The sequence below is a fragment of the Hydrogenophaga sp. 70-12 genome, from assembly GCF_001897365.1.
In the GTDB taxonomy this organism is placed as follows: Bacteria; Pseudomonadota; Gammaproteobacteria; order Burkholderiales; family Burkholderiaceae_C; genus Hydrogenophaga; species Hydrogenophaga borbori.
This window is the reverse complement of record NZ_MKSS01000060.1, coordinates 1-23,823: the sequence shown is the minus strand read 5'-3', so window position 1 is coordinate 23,823 and position 23,823 is coordinate 1. Positions and strand designations below refer to the sequence as shown.

The 23,823-nt window shown below is 69.5% G+C and carries 24 protein-coding genes; 2 read left to right on the top strand and 22 right to left on the bottom strand.

Annotated features, from left to right (window positions below):
- The 19 genes from carB to rpsB all read right to left on the bottom strand — a co-directional run.
- A partial coding sequence (gene carB / locus BGO22_RS04155) for a carbamoyl-phosphate synthase large subunit (protein ID WP_286849184.1) occupies positions 1–1,827 on the bottom strand: 1,827 nt, incomplete at its 3' end.
- A 17-nt stretch (positions 1,828–1,844) separates the two neighbouring features.
- A complete protein-coding gene (locus tag BGO22_RS04150; protein WP_070400010.1) occupies positions 1,845–2,207 on the bottom strand; it encodes a hypothetical protein in 363 nt (120 codons plus the stop codon).
- Between the two features lie 10 nt (positions 2,208–2,217).
- Positions 2,218–3,384 carry a glutamine-hydrolyzing carbamoyl-phosphate synthase small subunit gene (gene carA, locus BGO22_RS04145; protein ID WP_070400009.1) on the bottom strand — a complete coding sequence of 389 codons (1,167 nt, stop codon included), beginning with the start codon at positions 3,382–3,384 and terminating at the stop codon, positions 2,218–2,220.
- Positions 3,385–3,594: 210 nt separating this feature from the next.
- Positions 3,595–4,383 (bottom strand): TrmH family RNA methyltransferase, encoded by a 789-nt coding sequence (locus BGO22_RS04140; protein WP_070400008.1) that lies wholly within the window; start codon positions 4,381–4,383, stop codon positions 3,595–3,597.
- Positions 4,380–5,066, bottom strand: coding sequence for a ribonuclease HII (rnhB, locus tag BGO22_RS04135; RefSeq protein ID WP_070400007.1), 687 nt, complete (start codon positions 5,064–5,066; stop codon positions 4,380–4,382). Before rnhB ends, BGO22_RS04140 begins: the two co-directional genes overlap by 4 nt.
- A complete protein-coding gene (lpxB, locus tag BGO22_RS04130; RefSeq protein ID WP_083293257.1) occupies positions 5,038–6,183 on the bottom strand; it encodes a lipid-A-disaccharide synthase in 1,146 nt (381 codons plus the stop codon). Before lpxB ends, rnhB begins: the two co-directional genes overlap by 29 nt.
- A 13-nt stretch (positions 6,184–6,196) precedes the next feature.
- Positions 6,197–6,991 (bottom strand): acyl-ACP--UDP-N-acetylglucosamine O-acyltransferase, encoded by a 795-nt coding sequence (gene lpxA, locus BGO22_RS04125; protein WP_070400006.1) that lies wholly within the window; start codon positions 6,989–6,991, stop codon positions 6,197–6,199.
- 78 nt (positions 6,992–7,069) lie between these two features.
- Complete coding sequence (fabZ, locus tag BGO22_RS04120) at positions 7,070–7,510, bottom strand: 3-hydroxyacyl-ACP dehydratase FabZ (RefSeq protein WP_070400119.1); 441 nt, start codon at positions 7,508–7,510, stop codon at positions 7,070–7,072.
- On the bottom strand, positions 7,507–8,559 hold the full coding sequence (gene lpxD, locus BGO22_RS04115; protein WP_070400005.1) for a UDP-3-O-(3-hydroxymyristoyl)glucosamine N-acyltransferase: 1,053 nt from the start codon (positions 8,557–8,559) through the stop codon (positions 7,507–7,509). The genes fabZ and lpxD overlap by 4 nt, the downstream gene beginning before the upstream one ends.
- Before the next feature lie 8 nt (positions 8,560–8,567).
- Complete coding sequence (locus BGO22_RS04110; protein ID WP_070400004.1) at positions 8,568–9,098, bottom strand: OmpH/Skp family outer membrane protein; 531 nt, start codon at positions 9,096–9,098, stop codon at positions 8,568–8,570.
- On the bottom strand, positions 9,098–11,419 hold the full coding sequence (bamA, locus tag BGO22_RS04105) for an outer membrane protein assembly factor BamA (RefSeq protein WP_217494350.1): 2,322 nt from the start codon (positions 11,417–11,419) through the stop codon (positions 9,098–9,100). Before bamA ends, BGO22_RS04110 begins: the two co-directional genes overlap by 1 nt.
- Before the next feature lie 13 nt (positions 11,420–11,432).
- A complete protein-coding gene (gene rseP / locus BGO22_RS04100) occupies positions 11,433–12,815 on the bottom strand; it encodes an RIP metalloprotease RseP (RefSeq protein WP_070400002.1) in 1,383 nt (460 codons plus the stop codon).
- A gap of 45 nt (positions 12,816–12,860) precedes the next feature.
- Entirely contained in the window at positions 12,861–14,048 is a 1,188-nt protein-coding gene (gene ispC, locus BGO22_RS04095; protein ID WP_070400001.1) for a 1-deoxy-D-xylulose-5-phosphate reductoisomerase, read from the bottom strand.
- Positions 14,049–14,051: 3 nt separating this feature from the next.
- Positions 14,052–14,885 carry a phosphatidate cytidylyltransferase gene (locus tag BGO22_RS04090; RefSeq protein ID WP_070400000.1) on the bottom strand — a complete coding sequence of 278 codons (834 nt, stop codon included), beginning with the start codon at positions 14,883–14,885 and terminating at the stop codon, positions 14,052–14,054.
- Positions 14,878–15,627 (bottom strand): polyprenyl diphosphate synthase, encoded by a 750-nt coding sequence (gene uppS, locus BGO22_RS04085; RefSeq protein WP_070399999.1) that lies wholly within the window; start codon positions 15,625–15,627, stop codon positions 14,878–14,880. Before uppS ends, BGO22_RS04090 begins: the two co-directional genes overlap by 8 nt.
- Before the next feature lie 31 nt (positions 15,628–15,658).
- Entirely contained in the window at positions 15,659–16,219 is a 561-nt protein-coding gene (frr, locus tag BGO22_RS04080; protein WP_070399998.1) for a ribosome recycling factor, read from the bottom strand.
- 28 nt (positions 16,220–16,247) lie between these two features.
- Complete coding sequence (pyrH, locus tag BGO22_RS04075) at positions 16,248–16,958, bottom strand: UMP kinase (protein ID WP_070399997.1); 711 nt, start codon at positions 16,956–16,958, stop codon at positions 16,248–16,250.
- Positions 16,959–17,103: 145 nt separating this feature from the next.
- Positions 17,104–17,991 (bottom strand): translation elongation factor Ts, encoded by an 888-nt coding sequence (tsf, locus tag BGO22_RS04070; protein ID WP_070399996.1) that lies wholly within the window; start codon positions 17,989–17,991, stop codon positions 17,104–17,106.
- 107 nt (positions 17,992–18,098) lie between these two features.
- A complete protein-coding gene (gene rpsB / locus BGO22_RS04065) occupies positions 18,099–18,851 on the bottom strand; it encodes a 30S ribosomal protein S2 (RefSeq protein WP_070399995.1) in 753 nt (250 codons plus the stop codon).
- Between the two features lie 206 nt (positions 18,852–19,057).
- Between rpsB and BGO22_RS04060 the strand changes: the two genes are divergently transcribed.
- Both BGO22_RS04060 and BGO22_RS04055 read left to right on the top strand, forming a co-directional pair.
- Positions 19,058–20,308, top strand: a complete 1,251-nt coding sequence (locus tag BGO22_RS04060) for an FAD-dependent oxidoreductase (protein WP_070399994.1) — start codon at positions 19,058–19,060, stop codon at positions 20,306–20,308.
- A gap of 29 nt (positions 20,309–20,337) precedes the next feature.
- A complete protein-coding gene (locus BGO22_RS04055; RefSeq protein ID WP_070400118.1) occupies positions 20,338–21,849 on the top strand; it encodes a bifunctional ADP-dependent NAD(P)H-hydrate dehydratase/NAD(P)H-hydrate epimerase in 1,512 nt (503 codons plus the stop codon).
- An 18-nt stretch (positions 21,850–21,867) separates the two neighbouring features.
- Here BGO22_RS04055 and BGO22_RS04050 read toward each other — a convergent pair whose 3' ends face one another.
- The 3 genes from BGO22_RS04050 to BGO22_RS04040 all read right to left on the bottom strand — a co-directional run.
- Positions 21,868–22,398 carry a YggT family protein gene (locus tag BGO22_RS04050; RefSeq protein WP_070399993.1) on the bottom strand — a complete coding sequence of 177 codons (531 nt, stop codon included), beginning with the start codon at positions 22,396–22,398 and terminating at the stop codon, positions 21,868–21,870.
- A gap of 27 nt (positions 22,399–22,425) precedes the next feature.
- Positions 22,426–23,328, bottom strand: a complete 903-nt coding sequence (locus BGO22_RS04045) for a gamma-glutamyl-gamma-aminobutyrate hydrolase family protein (protein WP_083293255.1) — start codon at positions 23,326–23,328, stop codon at positions 22,426–22,428.
- An 11-nt stretch (positions 23,329–23,339) separates the two neighbouring features.
- On the bottom strand, positions 23,340–23,823 hold a 484-nt coding region (locus tag BGO22_RS04040), incomplete at its 5' end, for a S1 RNA-binding domain-containing protein (RefSeq protein ID WP_286849162.1).

Genomic DNA, 23,823 nt, shown 5'->3' with positions numbered 1-23,823 from the left:
GACCATGATGGTCTCGTAGCCATCCTCGCGCATGGCGAGCGCGGCGTGCACGCAGCAGTAGTCGAACTCGATGCCCTGGCCGATGCGGTTGGGACCGCCGCCCAGCACCATGATCTTCTTGTTGCCAGTGGGCTCGGCCTCGCACTCGGCCTGGCCGTGGCCTTCGTAAGTGGAGTACAGGTAGGCCGTGGTGGTGGCGAATTCGGCCGCGCAGGTGTCCACGCGCTTGTAGACCGGGCGCACGCCCAGCTCGCGGCGGCGCGCCCGCACGGCGGTGTCGCTGGTCTTGAGCAGCTTGGCCAGGCGGCGATCGGAGAAGCCTTTCTTCTTCAGGCCCCGCAGCGTGGCCACGTCCAGCGAGGCCAGCGCGCCCTCGCCCTTCTGCGCGGTCAGCGCGTCCATGGCGAGTTCGAGCTTGACGATCTCCTCGATCTGCACGAGGAACCACTTGTCGATCTTGGTGAACTGGTGCACCTCGTCGACCGTCCAGCCCGCGGCGAAGGCGTCGCCCACGTACCAGATGCGCTCGGGGCCGGGCTCACCGAGTTCCTTTTCCAGCGTCTCGCGGTCCTGCGTCTTCTCGTTCATGCCGTCGACGCCGACCTCCAGGCCGCGCAGGGCCTTCTGGAAGCTCTCCTGGAAGGTGCGGCCCATGGCCATGACCTCGCCCACGGACTTCATCTGCGTGGTCAGGCGGTCGTCGGCGTCCTTGAACTTCTCGAAGGCGAAGCGCGGGATCTTGGTGACCACGTAGTCGATCGAGGGCTCGAAGCTCGCGGGCGTGGCGCCACCGGTGATCTCGTTGCGCAGCTCGTCGAGCGTGTAGCCCACGGCCAGCTTGGCCGCGACCTTGGCGATGGGGAAGCCCGTGGCCTTGGAGGCCAGCGCGGACGAACGCGACACGCGCGGGTTCATCTCGATGACGACCATGCGGCCGTCTTTCGGGTTGATGGAGAACTGCACGTTGGAGCCACCGGTGTCGACGCCGATCTCGCGCAGCACCGCCAGGCTGGCGTTGCGCAGGATCTGGTACTCCTTGTCGGTCAGCGTCTGCGCGGGCGCCACGGTGATCGAGTCGCCGGTGTGCACGCCCATGGGGTCGAGGTTTTCGATCGAGCAGACGATGATGCAGTTGTCGGCCTTGTCGCGCACGACCTCCATCTCGTACTCTTTCCAGCCGAGCAGCGACTCTTCGATCAGCAGCTCATTGGTGGGCGAGGCCTCGATGCCGCGCTTGCAGATGGTCTCGAACTCTTCGGGGTTGTAGGCGATGCCGCCGCCCGTGCCGCCCAGCGTGAAGCTGGGGCGAATGACGACCGGGAAGCCCACGGTCTTCTGCACGCCCCAGGCCTCTTCCAGCGTGTGGGCGATGCCCGAGCGCGCCGAACCCAGGCCGATGCGCGTCATCGCGTCCTTGAACTTCAGGCGGTCCTCGGCCTTGTCGATGGCTTCGGGCGTGGCGCCGATCAGCTCGACGCCATATTTGGCCAGCACGCCGTGGCGCCAGAGGTCCAGCGCGCAGTTGAGCGCCGTCTGGCCGCCCATGGTCGGCAGGATGGCGAAGCCGCCGGCCGTTTTGGGGCGCTCCTTGGCGATGATCTTCTCGACCGTCTGCCAGGTGATGGGCTCGATGTAGGTGACGTCGGCCGTGGCCGGGTCGGTCATGATGGTGGCGGGGTTGCTGTTGATCAGCACCACGCGGTAGCCCTCTTCGCGCAGGGCCTTGCAGGCCTGCACGCCGGAGTAATCGAACTCGCAGGCCTGGCCGATGATGATGGGACCGGCGCCGATGATCAGCACGGTCTGGATGTCTGTTCTCTTGGGCATCTTGTGTCGCTCGCGGGTTATTGGTCCGCGCGTTGGTCTAGTTTGTTCAGCAGCGCCTGCGCGCGCTCGGCGGGGATGGCCTTCTGCATCAGCTGCAACAGGCCGTCACCCTGCACCAGGGGGCGCAGGACCTCGGCCTCGGCCTCGTGGAAGCGCGCGTCCCACGCGGCCATTTCGCTGTTGAAGGTCTCGTCGTCCCAGGTCTTGCACTTGGCCAGCAGCGTCACCAGCGGCACGGCCTTGTGGTCGAGGAAGGCCTTGCGGTAGGGCTTCTGCGCCCAGCGCTGCGCGAACCACTCCTTGTGCGGCGGCGGCAGCGTGAGCTGGCGCTTGGCGATGGCCTTCTCGATGGCGGCGGCGGGAAAGCTGAACAGCTTCATTCGGGCCTTCTCAGGCGGCGACCGCCGCGCGCTCCTTCATGAGCGCGACGAAGCGGTCGAACAGGTAGCCGATGTCGTGCGGACCGGGCGAGGCCTCAGGGTGGCCCTGGAAGCAGAAGGCCGGCTGGTCGGTGCGGGCCAGGCCCTGCAGCGTGCCGTCGAACAGGCTCACGTGCGTGGGGCGCAGGTTGGCGGGCAGGGTCTTTTCGTCGACCGCGAAGCCGTGGTTCTGGCTGGTGATGGACACGCGGCCGTCGTCCAGGTCTTTCACCGGGTGGTTCGCGCCATGGTGGCCGAACTTCATCTTGAAAGTCTTGGCGCCGCTGGCCAAGGCCATGATCTGGTGACCCAGGCAGATGCCGAAGGTGGGCAGGCCGGCGTCGATGATCTCGCGCGCGGCGGCGATGGCGTAGTCGCAGGGCTCCGGGTCGCCGGGGCCGTTGGAGAGGAACACACCGTCGGGCTGGAGCTTGAAGACCTCGGCCGCGGGCGTCTGCGCGGGCACCACGGTCACGCGGCAGCCGCGCGAGGCCAGCATGCGCAGGATGTTGTGCTTGACACCGAAGTCGTAGGCGACGACATGGAAGGCGGCCTGGCTGAGTTCGCCATAGCCCTGGCCCAGCGTCCACTCGGTTTCGGACCAGGCGTAGGGCTTGTCCACGGACACCACCTTGGCCAGGTCCTGCCCCGCCATGTTGGGCGCAGCCTTCGCGGCGGCAATGGCGGCGGCGCGGTGCGCGTCGGTGAGGGCTTCGCCCGCCGCCAGCGCCACGATGCAGCCGTTCTGCGCGCCGTGGGTTCGCAGGCGGCGCGTGAGCGCGCGCGTGTCCAGGTCGGCGATGGCCACGGTGTTCTCGCGGCGCAGGTAGTCGGAGAGGGTTTCCTCGCAACGGAAGTTGGAGGCCAGCAGCGGCAGGTCCTTGATGATCAGGCCGGCGGCGTGCACGCGCGTGGCTTCCACGTCTTCGCGGTTGACGCCGGTGTTGCCGATGTGGGGATAGGTCAGCGTGACGATCTGGCGGCAGTAGCTGGGATCGGTGAGGATCTCCTGGTAGCCGGTGATCGCGGTGTTGAACACCACCTCGCCCACGGTCTGGCCGGTGGCGCCGATGGAGATGCCTTCAAAGACCGTTCCATCAGCGAGCGCGAGAAGGGCTTTCGGGTGGACGGGCAGCACAGGGATCTCCAGAAAAGGGGTGGGCTGGCCGTCGCGCGCGGTCGGCAGGTGCCGCGCAGGCTTCGCGTCCACCGGCCGGGGGGGCGCTGGGTGGGCGAAATCCTGGGGTGTGGAGCCGCGGCGCGCGGGGCATGGCGCCGATTGCAGTTAAACCCTCGAATTATAGCGCGCCGCTGTGTTGCGGCGCAGCACCCAGGGCACCTGCTGACCTCAGTCGCCGGCGCCGTTGAAACGTCCGGCCGCGCTCGCGTGCAGACAGATGGCGGCCGCCGCGGCGACGTTGAGCGACTCCTCGCCACCGGGCTGCGCAATGCGCACGAAGCGGCTCGCACGCGCCATGAGCGCCTCGCCCACGCCCTGCCCTTCGTGGCCCATGACCCAGGCGCAGGGCCAGGGCAAGGCGGTCCGGTGCAACCAATCGCCCTGGTGCGAGCTGGTGACCAGCAGCGGCACCGACAGGGACGCCAGCGCCTCGGGCGCCAGGCCCTCGACCAGGCGCAGGGCGAAATGCGCGCCCATGCCCGCGCGCAGCACCTTGGGCGACCACAGCGCGGCCGAGCCCTTGAGCGCGGCCACTTGCGTGAAGCCGAAGGCGGCCGCGCTGCGCAGCACGGAGCCCACGTTGCCGGCGTCCTGCAGGCGGTCGAGCACCACGGTGGGCGCATCGGGCAGCAGCCCCGCCGCGTCGGGCAGATCGGTCACGAAGCCCATGGCGGGGGGCGACTCCAGGCCGCTCACGCTGGCCATGACGGCGTCGGGCAGGCGCACCACGCGCGGCGCGGCGGCCACCAGTTCGGCGTCGGCGCGCGGCCAGCCGGAGACGCTGAAGACAGCGATGGACGGCCGCTGGCCGCGCGCCAGCAGCGCGCGGCAGAGGTGGTCGCCGTCCAGCCAGACCCGTCCGCGCTGGCGGTAGGCGGTGTTGTCCTGCGCCAGCGCGCGCAGCTCCTTCACGAGCGGGTTGTCGCGCGACTGGATGTCCTGCGGCGTCACGGTCATGGCGTGGCCCGCGCGTCGGGCATGGCGGCGCCCAGGCCGTCGGCCGGCCGCACGGCGCTCACGCGCGCCGCGTGGGCCTGGGCCACGGGCGCGAAGGAACGCCGGTGCTCGGGCAAGGGGCCGTGCTGGCGCAAAGCGTCCAGGTGTTGCGCGGTGCCGTAGCCCTTGTGTTGGTTGAAGCCGTACTGCGGATGCCGCAGGTGCAGCTCGTCGAGCAGGCGGTCGCGCGTGACCTTGGCCAGGATGGAGGCGGCCGAGATGGCCGGTACCTTGGCGTCGCCTTGCACGATGGCTTCGGCCAGCACGTCCAGCGGCGGCAGGCGGTTGCCATCCACCAGCACCTTCACCGGCTTCAGGCGCAGCCCGGCGACCGCGCGCTGCATGGCCAGCAGGGTGGCCTGCAGGATGTTGAGCGTGTCGATCTCCTCCACCGAGGCCAGGGCCACGCTGCAGCACAGGGCCTTGGCGCGGATCTCGTCGTACAGCCGCTCGCGCCGCGCGGCGCTGAGCTGCTTGGAGTCGGCCAGGCCCGCTATGGGCTGCAGTTCGTCGAGGATGACCGCGGCCGCCACCACCGGACCCGCGAGCGGACCGCGGCCGGCCTCGTCCACGCCGGCGTGCAGGCCGGGCGTATCCCACACCAGCGTGGCCTGCTCAGCGAGCAAGAAGCGCTTCGATCGCATCGGTGGCCAGCGCCGCGGTGTCGCGGCGCAGCTGGTGGTGCAGTTGCGTGAAGCGGGCCTGCAGCGCGCGCACGCGCTCGGGCGCGTCGAGCCAGTCGAGCACGGCCTGCGCCAGGCGCTGGGGCGAGGCCTCTTCCTGCAGCAGCTCGGGCACGACGAAGTCCTGGCACAGGATGTTGGGCAGGCCCACCCAAGGCTGCAGGCGCTGGCGACGCATGATCTGCCAGGACAGCCAGTTCATGTTGTAGGCAATGACCATGGGCCGCTTGAACAGCGCGGCCTCCAGCGTGGCGGTGCCGCTGGCGATCAGCGTGGCATCACAGGCGGCCAGCACGGCATGCGACTGACCTGGCACCACCTGCACCAGGTCCGACACGCCCGCCTCGCGCGCCACGCGCTCGATGCGCTCGCGCTGCACGGGCACGGCGGGCAACACGAAGCGCAGCCCCTGGCGCGCCCGCCGCATGAGCCGCGCCGCCTCGAAAAATCGGTGCGCGAGGTAGTCGACCTCCGAGCCACGGCTGCCCGGCAACAGCGCCACCACCTCAGCGTCCTCGGGCAGGCCGAGCTGGCGGCGCGCGGCCTGGCGGTCGGGCTCCAGGGGCACCACGTTGGCCACCGGGTGCCCCACGTAGGTGGCGGCGATGCCGTGCTCGGCGAGCAGCGCGGGCTCGAAGGGAAAGATGCACAGCACGTGGTCGGCGCTCGCCTGGATCTTGCGCACGCGCTCGGGCCGCCAGGCCCAGATCGAGGGACAGACGAAATGCACCGTGCGCACGCCCGCCGCCTTGAGACTCGCTTCGAGTTCGAGGTTGAAGTCGGGCGCGTCCACCCCGATGAAAACGTCGGGTCGCTCGCCTTGCAGCAGGCGTTGGCGCAGCTGCTGGCGTATGCCCACGATTTCGCGGTAGTGCCGCAGAACCTCGACATAACCGCGCACGGCCAGCCGCTCGCTGGGCCACCAGGCGTCGAAACCCTGGGCGACCATCTGCGGACCGCCGATGCCCACGCCCGTGAGGCCCGGCCAGCGCTGGCGCAGGCCACCCAGCAGCAGGCCCGCGAGCAGATCGCCCGAGGCCTCGCCTGCCACCAGGGCGAAACGTGGCGATGCGCTCACGCCAAACCCCTCTTCAGCGAACGATGCCGCGCTGCGGCGAGGCGCCGCGCAGGAAGCCCAGCATCAGATCGACGTCTTCCCCGGCCTCGGGCTTTTCAAGGCGCAGCGCGTCGATGCGCGCCATGGCTTGCTCGAGCGTGCGGTCCTCGCGGTAGAGCGCCTTGTGCATGGCCTTGACGGCGGCGATGCGCTCGGCCGAAAAGCCGCGCCGGCGCAGGCCCTCAAAATTCATCGAGCGCGCACTGGCGGGCTGGCCCTGAGTCATCACGAACGGTGGCACGTCGGCAAGCAGCGCGGAGCACATGGCCGTCATGGCGTGCGCGCCGATGCGCACGAACTGGTGAACCACGGTGAAGCCGCCAAGGATCGCCCAATCGCCCACGTGCACGTGCCCCGCGAGTTGCGAGTTGTTGGCGAAGATGGTCTTGTTGCCCACCACGCAATCGTGCGCGAGGTGCACGTAGGCCATGATCCAGTTGTCGTCGCCCAGGCGCGTGAGCCCCTTGTCACCGGGCGAGCCGATGTTGAAGGTGCAGAACTCGCGGATGGTGTTGCGGTCGCCGATCACCAGCTCGCAGGGCTCGCCCGCGTACTTCTTGTCCTGCGGGATCGCGCCGAGGGAGTTGAACTGGAAGATGCGGTTGTCGCGGCCGATGGTGGTGTGGCCCTCGATCACGCAGTGCGGACCGACCGTGGTGCCGGCGCCGATCTTCACGTGCGGACCGATCACGGTGTACGGACCGACCTCGACAGTGCTGTCGAGCGAGGCCGAGGGATCGACGATCGCCGTGGGGTGGATACGCGTCATTGGCAGACCTCCGCGCAACGCGCTGCGGAGCGGGCCCCTTCGGGCGGCCGTGCGGTGCTCATGCGTCGCGCCCCGCCGTCAGGCAACCGTGCGCATGGTGCACATGAGCTCGGCCTCGCAGGCCACCTCATTGCTCACGCGGGTGACGCCCTTGAACTTGTAGATGCCGGCCTTGGCGCGTTCCAGGCTCACGTCCATCACGAGCTGGTCGCCCGGCTCCACGGGGCGCTTGAAGCGCGCGCCGTCGATGCCGGCGAAGTAGTAGACCGTCTTGTCGTCGGGTGCCACGCCCATGGTGTCGAAGGTCAGCAGCGCGGCCGTCTGCGCCATCGCTTCGAGCATGAGAACGCCCGGCATCACGGGCCGGTGGGGGAAGTGGCCGGTGAAGAACGGCTCATTGATGGTGACGTTCTTGAGCGCCTGGATGCGCTGGCCCTTTTCGATCGAGACCACGCGGTCCACGAGCAGGAAGGGGTAGCGGTGGGGCAGGAGTTTGAGGATCTGGTGGATGTCCATCAGGCGTCGTCCGTTCTGGTCTGGGCCCGCGCGATCGCTTGTTCCACGGCCTTGAGCCGTTCGCGCAGGCGGTTGAGCTGCTTGAGCGAAGCAGCGTTCTTTTCCCAGGCGGCATTGTCGTCGATGGGGAACATGCCGGTGTAATGGCCCGGCTGCAGGATGGAGCGCGTGACCACCGAGGCCGCCGAGATGTTGACGCCATCGGCCAGCTTGAGGTGACCCAGCACAACGGCGCCGCCGCCGATGGTGCAACGCGCGCCGATATCGGCGCTGCCGGCCACGCCCACGCAACCGGCCATGGCCGTGTGCGCGCCCACGCGCACGTTGTGGCCGATCTGGATCAGGTTGTCGAGCTTGACGCCATCCTCGATCACCGTGTCGTCGAGCGCGCCGCGGTCGATGCAGGTGTTGGCACCGATCTCCACCCCATGGCCGATGCGCACCGCGCCCAGTTGCTCGATCTTGATCCACTGCCCCTGGTGCGGCGCAAAGCCGAAGCCGTCGGCGCCGATCACCACGCCGCTGTGCAGGATGCAGCGATCGCCCACGGAGCAGCGCTCGCCCAGCGTGACGCGTGGGTGCAGCACGCTGCCCTCGCCCACCGCCGCGTCGCGACCGATCACCGCGTGGGCGCCGATGCGCGCGCCAGCGCCGACCCGGGCGCCTTCGGCGATCACCACGAACGGCCCGACATCGACGCCGGGCCCCAACACCGCGTCGGGGTGCACGCTGGCGAGCGGATCGATCCGCGGCGTGCGCGCGGGCTCGTGCCGTTCGCGCCACCACTGGGTCAGGCGCGCGAAATAGAGGTAGGGATCGTCGGTGACGATGCGCGCGACGCGATCGGCTGTGGTGGCCTCGAGCGCGGGTGGCACGATGAGGGCGCCTGCCTGGGAGGCCGCGATCTGGGTGGCGTAGCGCGCACTGGCCACGAAGGCCAGTTCATCGGCGCGGGCGCTGTTCAGCGGCGCGAGCCGCTGCACGAGAAAGGAGGCGTCACCGACCAGGCTGCCACCGAGGGCATCGACGATGGCGCCCAGCGGTGCTGCCACGGCGCGGCTTACTTGCCGTCGAGCTGGGACATCACGCGATCGGTGATGTCCACGCGCGGGCTCACGTAGTAGGCTTCCTGCACGATCAGGTCGTACTTTTCGGCCTCGGCGATCGTGCGGATCACGCGGTTGAGCTTTTCGACGACCTGCTGCAGGGCCTCGTTGCGGCGCAGGTTGAGCTCTTCCTGGAAGTCGCGCTGGCGGCGTTGCAGGTCGCGTTCCTGCTCGACCAGCTGTCGCTGGCGCGGGGTGCGCTGGCTCTCGGGCAGCGTGGGCGATTCGCGCTCGAACTTCTCGACGGCCTGGCGGAGCTGGTCGGCCGAGGCACGGAGGTCGCGCTCACGCTTGGAGAAATCCTGCTCCAGCTTGGCCGAGACGGCCTTGGCTGTGGAGGAGTCGCGCAGGATGCGCTCGACGTTGACGGCGCCAACCTTGGCACCGGCCTTGGCGTCCTGCGCCGCGGCACCGCCGACCATGGCCAACGCCAGCGACACCGCCAGGGCGAATTGCCGTGCGAACAGGCGAGTTGGGGTGTTCATCAAAAGGACGTTCCGATCTGAAACTGGAATCTCTGGATTCTATCGCCCTCGAACTTGCGAACGGGGTTAGCGAATGCAATACGCAAAGGGCCGATCGGCGACAGCCAGCTCACGCCAAGACCGACGGAAGCGCGCAGGTCGCGGGCATTGGGACGGGTGTCGTTCTCGCCAAAAACGTTACCCACGTCGAAGAAGCCAAACATGCGCAGGGTGCGGTCATTGCCCGCGCCGGGAAACGGCATGATGAATTCGGTATTGAGCGCAATGCTGCGATTGCCGCCAATGTTGATGACGGACCCGTTGGGGGAATTGATCACCGGCGAGGTCGGGCCCAGGGTGCCGCCCTCGAAGCCGCGCACCGAACCCAGGCCGCCGCCGAAGAAATTCTTGAAGACCGGGTACGGGCGGCCACCAAGGCCCTTGCCGTAGCCCAGTTCGGCGTTGAAGGCCAGGGTGTACTGGCGCGACAGCGGGTAGTACTGCTGGAACTGCAGGTTGGTCTTGGCGTAGCGCGCGTCGCCCGACAGGCTCATCTCGCCGTTGACGCGCATCAGCCGTCCCTTGGTGGGCACCAGCGCGCTGTCGCGGCTGTCGCGCGTCCAGCCCAGGGTCAATGGCAGGGTGTTGCTGGTGCGACCGAACTGCGCGGCGTAGTCCTCGTACGCCGTCGGCAGGAAGTTGCCCGGCTCGATGGTGGTCTGCTCCACGCCGGCGCCGAAGAACACGGTGTCGATCTCGGTGAAGGGCACGCCGAAGCGCACGCTCACGCCCTTGGTGACCAAGCGGTAGTCGCCATCCTGGTTGTCGTAGGGGCGCGTGGTGCGGTAATAGGCGTCGAAGGCACGCGAGACGCCGTCCTTGGTGAAGTACGGGTCGACCGTGCTCACCACCAGCTGGCGGTTGAACTTGCTGGTGTTGATGTCCAGGCCCAGGTAGTTGCCGGTGCCGAACACGTTCTCCTGGCGAATGCCCGCGATGATCGAGAGCTTTTCTTCCTGCGAGTAGCCCGCGCCCAGGGTCAGGTTGCCCGTGGGCTTTTCGACCACGGTGACGGTCAGGTCCACCTGGTCGGGCGAGCCAGGCACAGGCTCGGTGTTCAGGTCGACCGAGGTGAAGAAGCCCAGGCGGTCGATGCGGTCGCGCGAGAGGCGGATGCGGTCGCTGTCGTACCAGGCGGCTTCGAATTGCCGGAACTCGCGCCGGATGATCTCGTCGCGCGTGCGGTTGTTGCCCTCGACGTGGATGCGGCGCACGTAGACACGGCGCTGCGGCGTGGCGCGCAGCGTGAAGGCCACGCGCTTGTTGACGCGGTCGATGTCGGGCGTGGCCTCGACCTGGGCGAAGGCGTAGCCGAAGGCGCCGAAGTACTCGGTGAACGCTTTGGTGGTGTTGGTGACGTCCTCGACGTTGTAAGCCTCGCCGGGCTTGAGCGTGACGAGCGACTTGAACTCGTCCTCGCGGTCCAGGTAATCACCCTGCAGCACCACCGAGGACACCACGTAGCGGTCGCCTTCGGTGACGTTGATGGTGACCGACATGCTCTGCTTGTCGGGCGAGATGGCGACCTGCGTGGAGTCGATGCGGAAGTCGATGAAGCCGCGGCTGAGGTAGTAGGAGCGCAGCGTCTCGATGTCGGCGTTGAGCTTGGCGCGCGAGTAGCGGTCGCTCTTGGTGTACCAGCTCAGCCAGTTGCCCGTGTCGAGATCGAACAGGCCGCGCAGGGTCGACTCGGAAAATGCCTGGTTGCCGACGATGCGGATCTCGGTGATCTTGGCGATCTCGCCTTCGGTCACGCTGAAGTTCAGGTTGACGCGGTTGCGTTCGGTCGGTGTGACGGTGGTCACCACCTCGGCGCCGTAGAAGCTGCGGTTGATGTACTGGCGCTTGAGCTCCTGCTCGGCGCGGTCGGCCAGGGCCTTGTCGAACGGCCGGCCGTCGGTCAGGCCGATGTCGCGCAGCACGCCGCGCAGCACCTCGTCGCTGAACTCCTTGATGCCCGAAAAGCTCAGGCCGGCCACGGTGGGCCGCTCTTCCACGATGACGACCAGCACGTCGTTGCTGATCTGCAGCCGCACGTCACTGAACAGACCGAGGCCGAAGAGCGAGCGGATGGCCGCGCTGCCCTTGTCGTCGTTGTACTGATCGCCGATGCGAAACGGCAGCGACGCGAAGACCGTGCCCGGTTCGACCCGCTGCAAGCCCTCGACGCGGATGTCGCGCAGGGTGAAGGGATCGACCGCCCACGCCGGCAAGGCGGCCAGCAGGCCCATCGCGAGCGCAGAAAGACTCAGGCCGCGAAGACCTCGTTTGGATTGATTCATGCGAAGGAAATGTTCAGCCGGCGAGGCGGACGACATCGTTGAACAGGGCAACGGACATGAGCGCCATGAGCACCACGACACCACCACGCTGCAGGCGCTCCATCCACGCGTCCGACACGCTTCGGCCCGTGAGCGCCTCCCAAAGATAATACATGAGGTGCCCCCCATCGAGGACCGGCAGCGGCAGCAGATTGAGCACGCCCAGGCTCACGCTGATGAGGGCCAGGAACAGAAGGTAGGAGGTCAGGCCCAGGCTGGCCGACTTGCCGGCGTAGTCGGCGATGGTCAGGGGGCCGCTGAGGTTGCTCAGCGAGGCCTCGCCAATCAGCATGCGCCCCATCATCTTGAGGGTGAGCCAGGACATCTCCCAGGTTCTTTGCACGCCGCGCACCAGGCCGTCGACGGGGCCATGGCGCACGGTCAGCATGGCGGGGGCGTCGCCCACGTAGGCCTCCACCCGCGCGATCCATTGGCCGCCCTGCTGCTGCGGGCGTGGCGTCACCGCCAGGCTGAGCGCCTGGCCGCCACGGTCAATGTCCCAGCGCTGCGGTTTCGGCTGGCCCTGCGGGCCCACCGACTCGCGGATCAGGCGGCGCAGTTCCTGGCCGTCCCGCACCGGCCGGCCGTCGATGCGGCGCACCAGGTCGCCGTCGCGCAGGCCGGCGGCCTGCGCCGCCCCGCCATCGAAGACCTGCCCCACGCGCGGCGCGGTGTGCGGCGAGGTGATGCCGATGCGGCGGAACAAGGCGGCATCCGCCTCTCGCACGTCCAGGCCGGCAAGTGCCAGCGTGATCGGACGCGCTGGCGCCTCGGGCGCGGCGGCCACCCACAGGGTGAGGTCCTGGCCGTCCAGCGCCGCCTGGGTGATGCGCCAGCGCAGGTCCTCGAAGGATGCGACGCCCTCGCCCGCCGCCAAGCCATCGGAGCCGTCGTTGGCCTCGCTGGCGCGCAGCACCCATTCGCCGCCGCGCAGGCCGGCGCGCTCGGCCACGGTGCCAGCGGCCGGCGCCGACAGCACGGGCTGCGGCTCCTCGATGCCCACCCAATTGATCACCGAATAGATGAGGGTGGCCAGCAGCAGGTTGGCCAGTGGGCCAGCGGCGACGATGGCCGCGCGCGAGCGCAGCGGCTGGGTGTTGAAGGCCAGGTGGCGCTCGACGGGGTCCACCGGCGCCTCGCGCTCGTCGAGCATGCGCACGTAGCCACCGAGCGGCAACGCCCCAAGCACGAACTCCGTGGGCTTGCCGGGGCGGTGCCATCGCAGGATGGGTTTGCCAAAGCCCACCGAAAAGCGCAGCACCTTGACGCCACAGGCCACGGCCACGCGGTAGTGGCCGTATTCGTGGATCGCGATCAGCAGACCCAGGGCAACGAGGAAGGCGATGACGGTGAGCATGGGCGACTCGCTGCGCCAGGGGACAGGCCGGGCCGGCGCGAAGGATCAGGTCTGCAAACGGGTGACTTGCTGCCGCGCGCAGGCGCGGGCCTCTTCGTCGAGCGCCAGCAGGTCGGCCAGCGATTGTGGCTTGGAAGGGCTCACGCGCTGCAAAGTTGCATCGTTGACCGCGTGGATGTGGTCGAAGCGCAGCCGCCGGTCGAGAAAGGCCGCCACGGCCTCCTCGTTGGCGGCGTTGAGCACCGCGGTGGTACCGGCCGGCCCGCGCAGCGCGGACCAGGCCAGCGGCAGGCCGGGGAAACGTGTCTCGTCGGCGGTTTCGAAACTCAGCGTGCCCAGGGTGGCGAAGTCGAGCGCGCTGGCGCCCGAGGCGATGCGCTCGGGCCAGGCCAGGCCATAGGCGATGGGCACCCGCATATCGGGCGTGCCGAGCTGGGCCACGATGGAGCCGTCGCGGTACTGCACCATGGAGTGGATGACGCTCTGCGGGTGGATCACCACCTCGATGCGCTCGGGCGCCAGGCCGAAGAGGTAGCGCGCCTCGATGACCTCCAGCGCCTTGTTCATCATGGTCGCGGAGTCGACCGAGATCTTTCGGCCCATGACCCAGTTGGGGTGGGCGCAGGCCTGCTCGGGTGTGACATCGGCCAGCGTGCCGGGCGCGCGGGTGCGAAAAGGCCCCCCGGAGGCCGTGAGCACGATCTTGTCCACGCGCCGTTCCCAGCTCGCCGGGTCCTCGGGCAGCGACTGGAACACCGCCGAGTGCTCGCTGTCGATGGGCAGCAGCGTGGCGCCGCCGGCGCGCACGGTGTCCATGAACAAATCGCCGCCGACCACGAGCGCCTCCTTGTTGGCCAGCAGCAGTTTCTTGCCGGCGCGCGCGGCGGCCAGGCTGGGCGCCAGGCCGGCGGCACCGACGATGGCGGCCATCACGGCGTGCACCTCGGGCGCTTCGCTCACCTCGCACAGGGCCTGGGCACCCTGCCGCACCTCGACGGCCAGGCCGGCCTCGCGCACGCGCTCGCGCAGACGCGCGGCGGCGGCGGCGTCCACCAGCACCGCGATGCGCGGCTGGAAGGCCCGGCACTGCTGGAACAGGGCTTCGTCCTGGCGCGCGGCGGTGAGGGCGAACACGCGGTAGCGCCCGGGGTGGCGCGCGACCACGTCGAGCGTGCTTTGCCCGATCGAGCCCGTGGAACCGAGGATGGTGATGAATTGCGGGGCGTCGGACATGGATCAGAAGGAGACGAGCATCATGGCCAGCGGCAGCACGGGCAGCAAGGCGTCGATGCGGTCGAGAACGCCGCCATGGCCCGGCAGCAGGCCGCTGGAGTCCTTGACGCCGGCCGCGCGCTTGACCAGGGACTCGACCAGGTCGCCCACCACGCTCATCGTGGTGAGGAACACCAGGGCGGCCAGGGCCAGCGGCGGCCCCAGGCTCCAGAGCGTGTCGTACAGGTGGCCAGGCGCCAGCCAGCCCCGCTGGGTGCCCAGCAGCCAGACGCCGGCGAGCAAGAACACGCCGATGAGGCCGCTGATGGCGCCCTCCCAGCTCTTGCCCGGGCTGATGCGGGGCGCGAGCTTGCGGCGCCCGAAACGCTTGCCGCCGAAATACGCGGCGATGTCGGCCGCCCACACCAGCAGCAGCACGGACAGCAGAAAGCCCAGGCCGATCAGGCGCGCCTGGACCAGCGCCAGCCAGGCACAGGCGATCAGAAACAGGCCCAGCCACAGGCGGATCCAGAGTGGGCAGCGGGTCAGCGCCTCGGTGCCACCGCGCAGCAGCACCAGGGCCAGCAGCACCCAGACCCCGCACAGGCCCAGCCACAGGCGAGGCCAGGGACGCTCCACCCCACCCAGCAGCCAAAACACCAGGCCCGCGACGCCCAGCGCCAGCCCGGCGCTCACCGCGCGGGTCTGGCCGCAGCCATTGAGCCGCGCCCATTCCCAGCCTGCCGTGCCGATCAACACCAGCGTGAAGGCCGCGAAGGGTTCGATCGACGGGTACAGCAGCGTGGGCAGGAAGACGGCGAGCAGCAGCAGCGCCGTGATGACCCGCTGTTTAAGCATCGCGGGTTCCGGCGTCGGCGGTCACGGCGGCGTCGGCACGCTGCGCGGAGGTCTGGCCGAAGCGGCGTTCGCGGCGCGCGTACTCGGCCAGGGCCAGGTCCAGCTGCGCGGCGTCGAACTCGGGCCAGAGGCAGTCGCTGAACACCAGCTCGGCGTAAGCCGCTTGCCACAACAGGAAGTTGCTGATGCGCTGCTCACCACCGGTGCGGATGATGAGGTCGGGATCGGGCACATGGGCCATGGCCATCGCGGCCGACAGGCTCTCTTCGGTGATGGCTTCGCCGCGCTCGGCCAGCCGTTGCGCGGCCTGCGCCATGTCCCAGCGCCCGCCGTAGTTGAAGCAGACATTGAGCACCAGGCGCTCATTGCCCTGCGTCGCCGCCTCCGCCGAAGCCAGGCCTTGCGCCAGGCGCGGCGACAGGCGCGAGCGGTCACCGGGGAAATGCAGGCGCACGCCACTGTCGGCCAGGCGCGGCACCTCGCGCGACAGCGCCACGGCCAGCAGGTCCATCAGGCTGGCCACCTCGTCCACGGGGCGGCTCCAGTTCTCGGACGAGAACGCGAACACGGTAAGCACCCGGATGCCGCGCTGCACGCTGGCCTCGACGATGCGGCGCAGCGCGTCCACGCCTTGCTTGTGGCCGGCCACACGCGGTAGCCAGCGCTTCTGGGCCCAGCGGCCATTGCCGTCCATCACGATCGCGACGTGATGCGGCAGGTTCTGGGCGACGGTGTTCTGCATGCCTCGGTCTGGCTCGAACGGGACCGGCGGCTCAGACCGCCATGATGTCCTGCTCCTTGCTGGCCACGAGCTTGTCCACCTCGGTGATCATGCGATCGGTCAGCTTCTGGATGTCGTCCTGGGCACGGCGCTCATCGTCCTCGGAGACTTCCTTGTCCTTCAGCAGCTTCTTGAGCGCTTCGTTGGCGTCGCGGCGCAGGTTGCGGATGGCGACCTTGGCGGACTCGCCCTCGCCCTTCACCACCTTGGTGAGCTCCCGGCGGCGCTCTTCGGTCATGGGCGGCATGGGCACGCGGATCAGGTCGCCCTGCGAGGCCGGGTTCAGGCCCAGGTCGGACTCGCGGATCGCCTTCTCGATCTTGGCGCCCATGCCCTTCTCCCAGGGCGCAACGCCGATGGTGCGGGAGTCGAGCAGCGACAGGTTGGCCACCTGCGACAGGGGCAGCATGGAGCCGTAGTAGTCCACGTGCACGGTGTCCAGCAAGGCCGGGTTCGCGCGGCCGGTGCGGACCTTGGTCAGGCTGTTCTTGAACGCCTCGATGGACTGCTGCATCTTGTGCTCGGCGTTCTTGCGGGTATCGGCAATGGTCATCTTGGGGGTCTCCTGTGGGCGGACGCGCTCAGACGTGAACGAGGGTGCCCTCGTCGGCGCCCATCACCACGTTGCGCAGCGCGCCGGGCTTGAAGATGGAAAACACCTTGACAGGCAGCTTCTGGTCACGGCACAGCGCGAACGCCGTCGCGTCCATCACCTGCAGGTTCTTGACCATGGCCTCGTCGAAGGAAATGGTGGTGTAGCGCGTGGCGCTCGGGTCCTTGTTCGGGTCGGCGGTATAGACCCCGTCGACCTTGGTGGCCTTGAGCACCATCTCGGCACCGATCTCGGCGCCGCGCAGCGCGGCCGCGGTGTCGGTGGTGAAGAAGGGGTTGCCGGTGCCGGCGGCGAACACCACCACCTTGCCTTCTTCGAGGTACTGCAGGGCCTTGGGGCGCACGTACGGCTCGACGACCTGCTCGATGCCGATGGCGGACATCACGCGGGCCACCAGGCCGGCCTTGTTCATGGTGTCGGCCAGCGCCAGCGAGTTCATGACCGTGGCGAGCATGCCCATGTAGTCGGCGGTGGCGCGGTCCATGCCCACGGAGCCACCGGCCACGCCGCGGAAGATGTTGCCACCGCCGATGACGATGGCCACTTGCACCCCGAGGCGGGTGACTTCGGCGATTTCGTCGACGATGCGCACGATGGTGGCGCGGTTGATGCCGAAGGCGTCATCGCCCATGAGGGCTTCACCGGACAGCTTCAGCAGGATCCGTTGGTAGGCGGGCATGAAAGGCTTTCTGGATCGGTTCGCGGCGCGGGCAGCCGCCAAGTGTAGCGGCGGTCCAGGGGGCCACTGGCCGCCCCGCCGCCGAAAAATGGTCAACACATATGACAACGGGCCTTGCGGCCCGTTGTCTGAGGGAGCAGGACGCTCAGGCGCCCTTGGCCGCCGCGACCTGGGCCGCCACCTCGGCGGCGAAGTCGTCGACCTTCTTCTCGATGCCCTCGCCCACCACGAACAGGGTGAAGGACTTCACCGTGGTATTGGCGGCCTTGAGCATCTGCTCCACCGTCTGCTTGTCGTTCTTGACGAAGGGCTGGTTGAACAGCGAGACCTCCTTGAGGTACTTCTGCACCGAACCTTCGATCATCTTGGCGGCGATGTCGGCGGGTTTGCCGGACTCGGCCGCCTTGGCGGTGGCCACCGAGCGCTCGCGCTCGATCAGCTCGGCCGGCACGTCGGCGCTGGTCAGCGCCACGGGCTTCATGGCGGCCACGTGCATGGCCACGTCCTTGGCGGCCGCCTCGTCGCCGTCGAACTCGACGACCACGCCGATGCGGGTGCCGTGCAGGTAGCTGGCCAGCTTGGACGAGCCGCTGTAGCGCTTGAAGCGGCGGAACGACATGTTCTCGCCGATCTTGCCAATCAGGCCCTTGCGCACGTCTTCCAGCGTCGGGCCGAAGCCGTCCTGGCTGTAGGCCAGGGCGCCCAGGGCGTCGACGTCGGCCGGGTTGTGTTCGGCGATGAGCTTGGCCGCGGCTTTGGCCAGGGCCAGGAAGCTGTCGTTCTTGGTCACGAAGTCGGTTTCGCAGTTGACCTCGATGAGCGCGCCGGTGTTGCCCTGCACGGCGGCGGCCACCACGCCTTCGGCGGTCACGCGGCTGGCGGCCTTGCCGGCCTTGGTGCCCAGCTTGACGCGCAGCAGTTCCTCGGCCTTGGCCATGTCGCCATCGGCCTCGGTGAGGGCTTTCTTGCACTCCATCATGGGGGCGTCGGTCTTGGCGCGCAGCTCAGCGACCATGCTTGCGGTGATTGCCATGTGTGTTCTCCTGGGGTCCGGCGCGTCGGGTGCGCCGGCGGGTCAATGATGGATTTCGGTTACGAAAAAGGGGCTACGCGAGCCCCTCGTTCGCGCGCGAAACGGGATCAGGCCGCGTCGTCCTGCACTTCGACGAACTCGTCGCCGCCTTCAGCCGACACGGCCTTGGCCACGTCGGACACGGCGTTGGCGCGGCCTTCCAGCACGGCGTCGGCGATGCCGCGGGCGTACAGGGCCACGGCGCGGGCCGAGTCATCGTTGCCGGGGATCACATAGTCGATGCCGACGGGCGAGTGGTTGGTGTCGACCACGCCCACCAGCGGAATGCCCAGCTTCTGGGCCTCGAGCACGGCGATCTTGTGGAAACCCACGTCGACCACGAAGATGGCATCGGGCAGCGCGGTCATGTCCTGGATGCCGCCGATGTCCTTCTCAAGCTTTTCCATCTCGCGGTTGAACATGAGCTGTTCCTTCTTGCTCATGCTGTCCAGGCCGGCTTCCTTCTGAGCCTGCATGTCTTTCAGGCGCTTGATGGAAGTCTTGACGGTCTTGAAGTTGGTCAGCATGCCGCCCAGCCAGCGCTGGTCGACGAAGGGCACGCCGGCGCGGCGCGCTTCCTGGGCCACGATGTCGCGCGACTGACGCTTGGTGCCCACCATCAGCAGGGTGCCGCGGTTGGCCGACAGCTGGCGCACGAACTTCTGCGCGTCGTGGAACATCGGCAACGTCTTTTCGAGGTTGACGATGTGGATCTTGTTGCGGTGCCCGAAGATGAAGGGCGCCATCTTGGGGTTCCAGAAGCGGGTCTGGTGACCGAAATGGACACCGGCTTCCAGCATTTCGCGCATGGAAATGGACATGAGTTGTTTCCTGAGGTTAGGTCTAAAATCCGGCCCCGATCGCGGCGGTAGCGGGTGGAGCAACTCCACGGCGGCCGACGCGACACCCGGATGGGCCGGTTTGCGATTGACTTTGCGCCGATGGGCTTCAGGCGAAGCCCCAGATGCAAAGCCTATCGATTATAGCACCCGGTGTCTGGGCGCCCTCTTCTCTTCCCTCCCTTTGCATGAACATCGCCATCGTGGGCGCAGGTGTCTGCGGCGTGACCACCGCCCATGAGCTGCTGAACGACGGTCACACGGTGACCCTGTACGAAAAGCGCGGCACGCCCGCCGAGGAAGCGAGCTTCGCGCCGGCCGGCCTGGTGTCCACCGCCTGGGCGCTGGCCTGGGCCGGCCCTGAGCACCGGCTGCACGCCCCCTGGGCGCCCCCTGGCCCTGGCGTGCGCTGGCGCGCCGGACTGGACACCGCCGCCTGGCGATGGTGGCGGCGCTGGCGGCGCGAGGAGCGCCGCCGCAGCGACGACGCCCTGCTGGCCCTGCGCGACCTGATCGACCGAGGCCTGCAGCGCCAGATTGAACTGACCGCCGAACTCGACCTGGACCACGACCGCAGCGACGACCTGTTGGTGCTGCTGAGCGACGCCCGCGAAGCAGCCAATGCGCAGCCCGCCATCGACCGCCTGCGCGGCCTGGGGCTGGAGCTGCGCGCGGTCTCGGCCGACGAGGCGCGCGCCATCGAACCCGCCCTCAATCCGACCGCGCCCCTGCATTCGGCCGTGCACCTGCGCGGCCCCGGGGTGGCCAACTGCCGCGAATGGACCATGCTCATGCGCCACCGCGTCGCGCGCCTGGGCGGTGCCTTGCACTTGCGCACCGGCGTCACCGGGCTGCGGCCGGACGGCCTGGGGTGGCGGCTGAGCGCCTCGGACGGCAGCGAGGCGCGCTTCGACGCCGTGGTGCTGTGCGCCGGCGTCGGCGCGGACGAGCTGCTCGGCAACCTCGGTTTGCCCACGCCCTGGACGGTGCTGTGGTCGCACTCCCTGAGCGCGGGGCTGCGCGAGCCCATGGACGCGCCCGTGTCGGCCGTGCTCGACCTCAAGTCACGCATCGCCATCACCCGCTTGGGCCAGCGGGTGCGCGCCTCGGGCGGGGCCGATCTCGGCGGCTCCGGCGCCGGCACCGATCCGGCCAGCCTGCGCCGGCTGGGCCAGGTGATGTCGCACTGGTTCCCGGCGGCGGCCCGTTTCTCGGGTCCGCAGGCCTCGATACAAAGCTGGCGCGGCGCCCTGGTCATGTCGGACGACGGCCTGCCCTGCATCGGCGCCAGCCGCCTGCCCGGCCTGTGGCTGAACCTGGCGCACGGCGCGGCCGGCTGGGCCATGGCCTGCGGCGCGGCGCGCCATCTCGCCGACGCCATCACCCACCCCTCCACCGAGGCCCCCGCCGCCTTTTCTCCCTCGCGTGTGGGGCTGTGAACCCGCGATCGCGTGGTGAAATGCCCACCATGCGATCCCTGCGCGCCGACCAACTCGAACCCCTGCACGACACGGCGGGTACGCGCGCGATCGAGCAGGCCCTGGCGGCCACCCTGCCCCCGCACGCCCTGATGGCCCGCGCCGGCGAGGCGGTGGCCCGCCTGGCCCTGGCCTGGCGGCCGCATGCGCGGCGCCTCTGGGTGGCCTGCGGCCCCGGCAACAACGGTGGCGACGGCCTGGTCGCCGCCCGCCATCTGTTTCAGGCCACTCCGCCCGGCTGGCGCGAGATCGTGGTGACGCACGACGCCCACCCCGAGCGCCTGCCAGCCGACGCCGCCTGGGCCTTGCGCGACGCCCTGGCCGCCGGCGTCACCGTGCAGTCCGCGCCTCCCGACAGCCCCGACCTGGTCATCGACGCCCTGCTGGGCATCGGCGCCCGCGCCTTGGGCCAGGACCCGCTGGCCACGCGCGTGCGCGAGGTGCGCGGCCATCGCGCGCCGGTGCTGTGCGTCGACCTGCCGAGCGGGCTGAACGCCGACAGCGGCGTGGACAGCGCCGGTGCCTGCCCCGACGCCGGCCCGCGCCAGACCCTGAGCCTGCTGACACTCAAACCCGGGCTGTTCACGGCCGGCGGGCGCGACGCCGCGGGCACGGTCTGGTTCCACGACCTCGGCGCCCCCGCCGACGGGGCGCCGCCCGCCGCCTGGTGGGGCGGGCACCTGCCTTCTGTGGCGGACCCGGCTGTCGGCCCCCACGCGGCCCACAAAGGCAGCCATGGGGACGTGGGCGTGCTGGGTGGCCAGCTGCCCGGCGCCACCGGTGTGGGCATGGCGGGCGCCGCCGTGCTGGCAGCGCGGGCCGCCCTGCACGCCGGCGCGGGGCGCGTGTACCTGGCACTGGTGGGGAACGGGCCAGCCCCCTCGCACGACCCGCTGTCACCCGAGCTGATGCACCGCCTGCCCGCCGCGCTGCTGGGCGCCGACGAGCACGCCCTGCCCGTGCTCGTCGCGGGCTGCGGCGGCGGCGAGGCCATTCGCGAATGGATGCCGCAGGCCCTGGTCTGCCCCCGGCTGGTGATCGACGCGGACGGGCTCAACGCCCTCGCCCGCGACCCCACGCTGCAGCGCCTGGCCGCGCGCCGCGCGGCGCGCGGCTGGCTGACGGTGCTCACGCCCCACCCGCTGGAAGCCGCCCGCCTGCTGGGGACCAGCACCGCCGAGGTCATGGCCGACCGATTGGGCGCCGCGCGCCAGCTCACCAAGCGCTTTGGCGCGGTCACGGTGCTCAAGGGGTCTGGAACCGTGGTGACCGAGCCCGGCGGCGCGCCCTGGATCAACGCCACCGGCAACGCCCGCCTGGCCACCGCCGGCACCGGCGACGTGCTGGCCGGGATGATCGGCGCGGCCTTGGCGCGCCCGCACGAACACGGCGCCGACGCCGTGCGCCGCGCCGTCGCCGCACACGGCGCGCTGGCGGACCACTGGCCCGCCGATCACACACTCACGGCCGGGCGGCTGGCGCGCGCGGCGCAGCCGCTCTGACACGCGCTACCGGGCGAATCAGCCCAGCAGCATCAGCCCCACCTGCAGGGCGATGATCACCACCAGCACCGACAGGTCGACCCCGCCCACCAGCGGGACCACGCGCCGCACGGGTGCCACGATGGGTGAGGACAGACGGTCGAGCAGCCCCATGAGGGGCGAGCGCGGCTGCACCCAAGACAGGATCGCGTAGACGATCAGCAGCAGCATGAGGCCCTGCAACAGGTCCCGCACCAGAAAACGCAGGCCCAGCACCGGCACGGCCGCCCAGGGCAACTCGCCGCCCGAGGCGATCAGCAGCCACAGCAGCGCGTGCAGCAGGGACAGCAGCACTGCGGCCACCAGGCTCGCGCCATCGATGCGGCCCTTGGCAATGGCCGCTGGCAACAGGCGGCGCAGCGGCTGCACCAGCCAGTCGGTGATTGCCATCACGAAGCGCCCGGGCTGCGCCTGCATGGGCACGCGCAGGTGGTTCATCCAGGCGCGCAGCAGCGCCGCGGCCACGAGGAAGAAAAAGACGGTGTCGAGCAGGAACAGGAGGATGCGCATGCCGGCGAGTTTAGGCCGTCGGGGACCTCAAGCCGCCAGGCGCTGACCGGCGCGCGGCGGCCGGGGGTCGAGTTCCAGGCCGGCGTCGAAGCGGCGCATGGCCTCGGCGCGCGAGGCCTCCAGAAAGTCCAGCATGATGGGCGAGCTGTCCACCAGGGCGTGGCGGCCATGGTGGAACTCGGGGTGCCACTGCACGCCGCGCGCGTAGGCCTCGCCGGTCCAGCGGATCGCCTCGACCAGGCCGTCGAGCGAGGACACGGCCTCCACCACGATGCCCTTGCCCAGGTCCGCCACCGCCTGGTGGTGGATGCTGGTGACGCGCAGCTGCGTGGACTTGGGGTAGAGATCGGTGAGCGCAGAGCCCTGGATGAAGGTGACGTCGTGCTCGAACTGGTCGTACAGCTCCACGTCCACGTGCTCGTGCGCGGCCGGGCATTGCGTGGCGATGTCCTGGAACAGTGTGCCGCCGAAAGCCACATTGAGCAGTTGCGCGCCACGGCACACGCCCAGCACGGGCTTCTTCTGCGCCAGGAAGCAGCGCATCAGCGCGAGTTCGTAGCGGTCGCGCACCACGTCGCCTCGCCACTCCTCGCGCAGCGGTTCCTGGCCGTAGGTTTCGGGCGCCACGTCCGCCCCGCCCTGCAGCACCAGGGCATCGAGTTCCTGCACCACGTGTTCAACCTTCAGGTGGCGCGCGGCCAGCTGGGTGTCCTGCGTAACGGCCGGCACCATGAAGGCCACGGCGCCATGCGCCATGATCCAGTGCGCCAGCGAGGCCTCGATGTACTGCAGGCTCTTGTTGCGAAAGCCCAGCTCGGGCGGCACATGGTGCATGAGCCGCGCCGACACGCCGATGCGCAAGGGCCGCTCCTGTTCGACGCGCGGCGATTTGCGGGCCCCGGCGCCGCCGAGGCTGCCCTTCGCACTCATCGCCGCGACGCTCACCGCTTGCCCCGCCTCGACTTGGAGGGCCCCGCGCGCGAGGGCTTGGCAACCGACTTCTTGTCGGCCGCACGGCGCACCGAGGACTTGAGTTCGGTGCCCGAGCGCGGCCTGGCCGCGCCCCGCTCCCGCCGCCCCGCGGCGGCCGAAGCGGCGTCGCCGCCGGTCTTGTCGCGCATGGCCTTGAACACCACGTCGTCCTCGCCGCTCACCAGGCGGAAATCGATGCGGCGACCATCCAGGTCGACCCGGCTGACCTGCACCTGCACGCGCGAGCCCAGCGTGTAGCGGATGCCCGTGCGCTCGCCGCGCAGTTCCTGGCGCGCCTCGTCGAAGCGGAAGTACTCGCCCCCCAGCTCGGTGATGTGCACCAGGCCCTCGACGTACATCGCATCCAGCGTAACGAAGAGGCCGAAGCTCGTGACCGCGCTGACCACGCCCGAGAACACTTCGCCCAGGTGCTCGCGCATGTACTTGCACTTG

Coding starts and splice junctions, on each gene's coding strand:
- BGO22_RS04150 (WP_070400010.1), bottom strand. CDS start 2,207: ATGAAGCTGTTCAGCTTTCCCGCCGCCGCCATCGAGAAGGCCATCGCC.
- BGO22_RS04140 (WP_070400008.1), bottom strand. CDS start 4,383: ATGACCGTGACGCCGCAGGACATCCAGTCGCGCGACAACCCGCTCGTG.
- rnhB (WP_070400007.1), bottom strand. CDS start 5,066: ATGCGATCGAAGCGCTTCTTGCTCGCTGAGCAGGCCACGCTGGTGTGG.
- lpxA (WP_070400006.1), bottom strand. CDS start 6,991: ATGACGCGTATCCACCCCACGGCGATCGTCGATCCCTCGGCCTCGCTC.
- BGO22_RS04110 (WP_070400004.1), bottom strand. CDS start 9,098: ATGAACACCCCAACTCGCCTGTTCGCACGGCAATTCGCCCTGGCGGTG.
- bamA (WP_217494350.1), bottom strand. CDS start 11,419: ATGAATCAATCCAAACGAGGTCTTCGCGGCCTGAGTCTTTCTGCGCTC.
- rseP (WP_070400002.1), bottom strand. CDS start 12,815: ATGCTCACCGTCATCGCCTTCCTCGTTGCCCTGGGTCTGCTGATCGCG.
- ispC (WP_070400001.1), bottom strand. CDS start 14,048: ATGTCCGACGCCCCGCAATTCATCACCATCCTCGGTTCCACGGGCTCG.
- BGO22_RS04090 (WP_070400000.1), bottom strand. CDS start 14,885: ATGCTTAAACAGCGGGTCATCACGGCGCTGCTGCTGCTCGCCGTCTTC.
- uppS (WP_070399999.1), bottom strand. CDS start 15,627: ATGCAGAACACCGTCGCCCAGAACCTGCCGCATCACGTCGCGATCGTG.
- frr (WP_070399998.1), bottom strand. CDS start 16,219: ATGACCATTGCCGATACCCGCAAGAACGCCGAGCACAAGATGCAGCAG.
- pyrH (WP_070399997.1), bottom strand. CDS start 16,958: ATGCCCGCCTACCAACGGATCCTGCTGAAGCTGTCCGGTGAAGCCCTC.
- tsf (WP_070399996.1), bottom strand. CDS start 17,991: ATGGCAATCACCGCAAGCATGGTCGCTGAGCTGCGCGCCAAGACCGAC.
- rpsB (WP_070399995.1), bottom strand. CDS start 18,851: ATGTCCATTTCCATGCGCGAAATGCTGGAAGCCGGTGTCCATTTCGGT.
- BGO22_RS04060 (WP_070399994.1), top strand. CDS start 19,058: ATGAACATCGCCATCGTGGGCGCAGGTGTCTGCGGCGTGACCACCGCC.
- BGO22_RS04055 (WP_070400118.1), top strand. CDS start 20,338: ATGCGATCCCTGCGCGCCGACCAACTCGAACCCCTGCACGACACGGCG.
- BGO22_RS04050 (WP_070399993.1), bottom strand. CDS start 22,398: ATGCGCATCCTCCTGTTCCTGCTCGACACCGTCTTTTTCTTCCTCGTG.
- BGO22_RS04045 (WP_083293255.1), bottom strand. CDS start 23,328: ATGAGTGCGAAGGGCAGCCTCGGCGGCGCCGGGGCCCGCAAATCGCCG.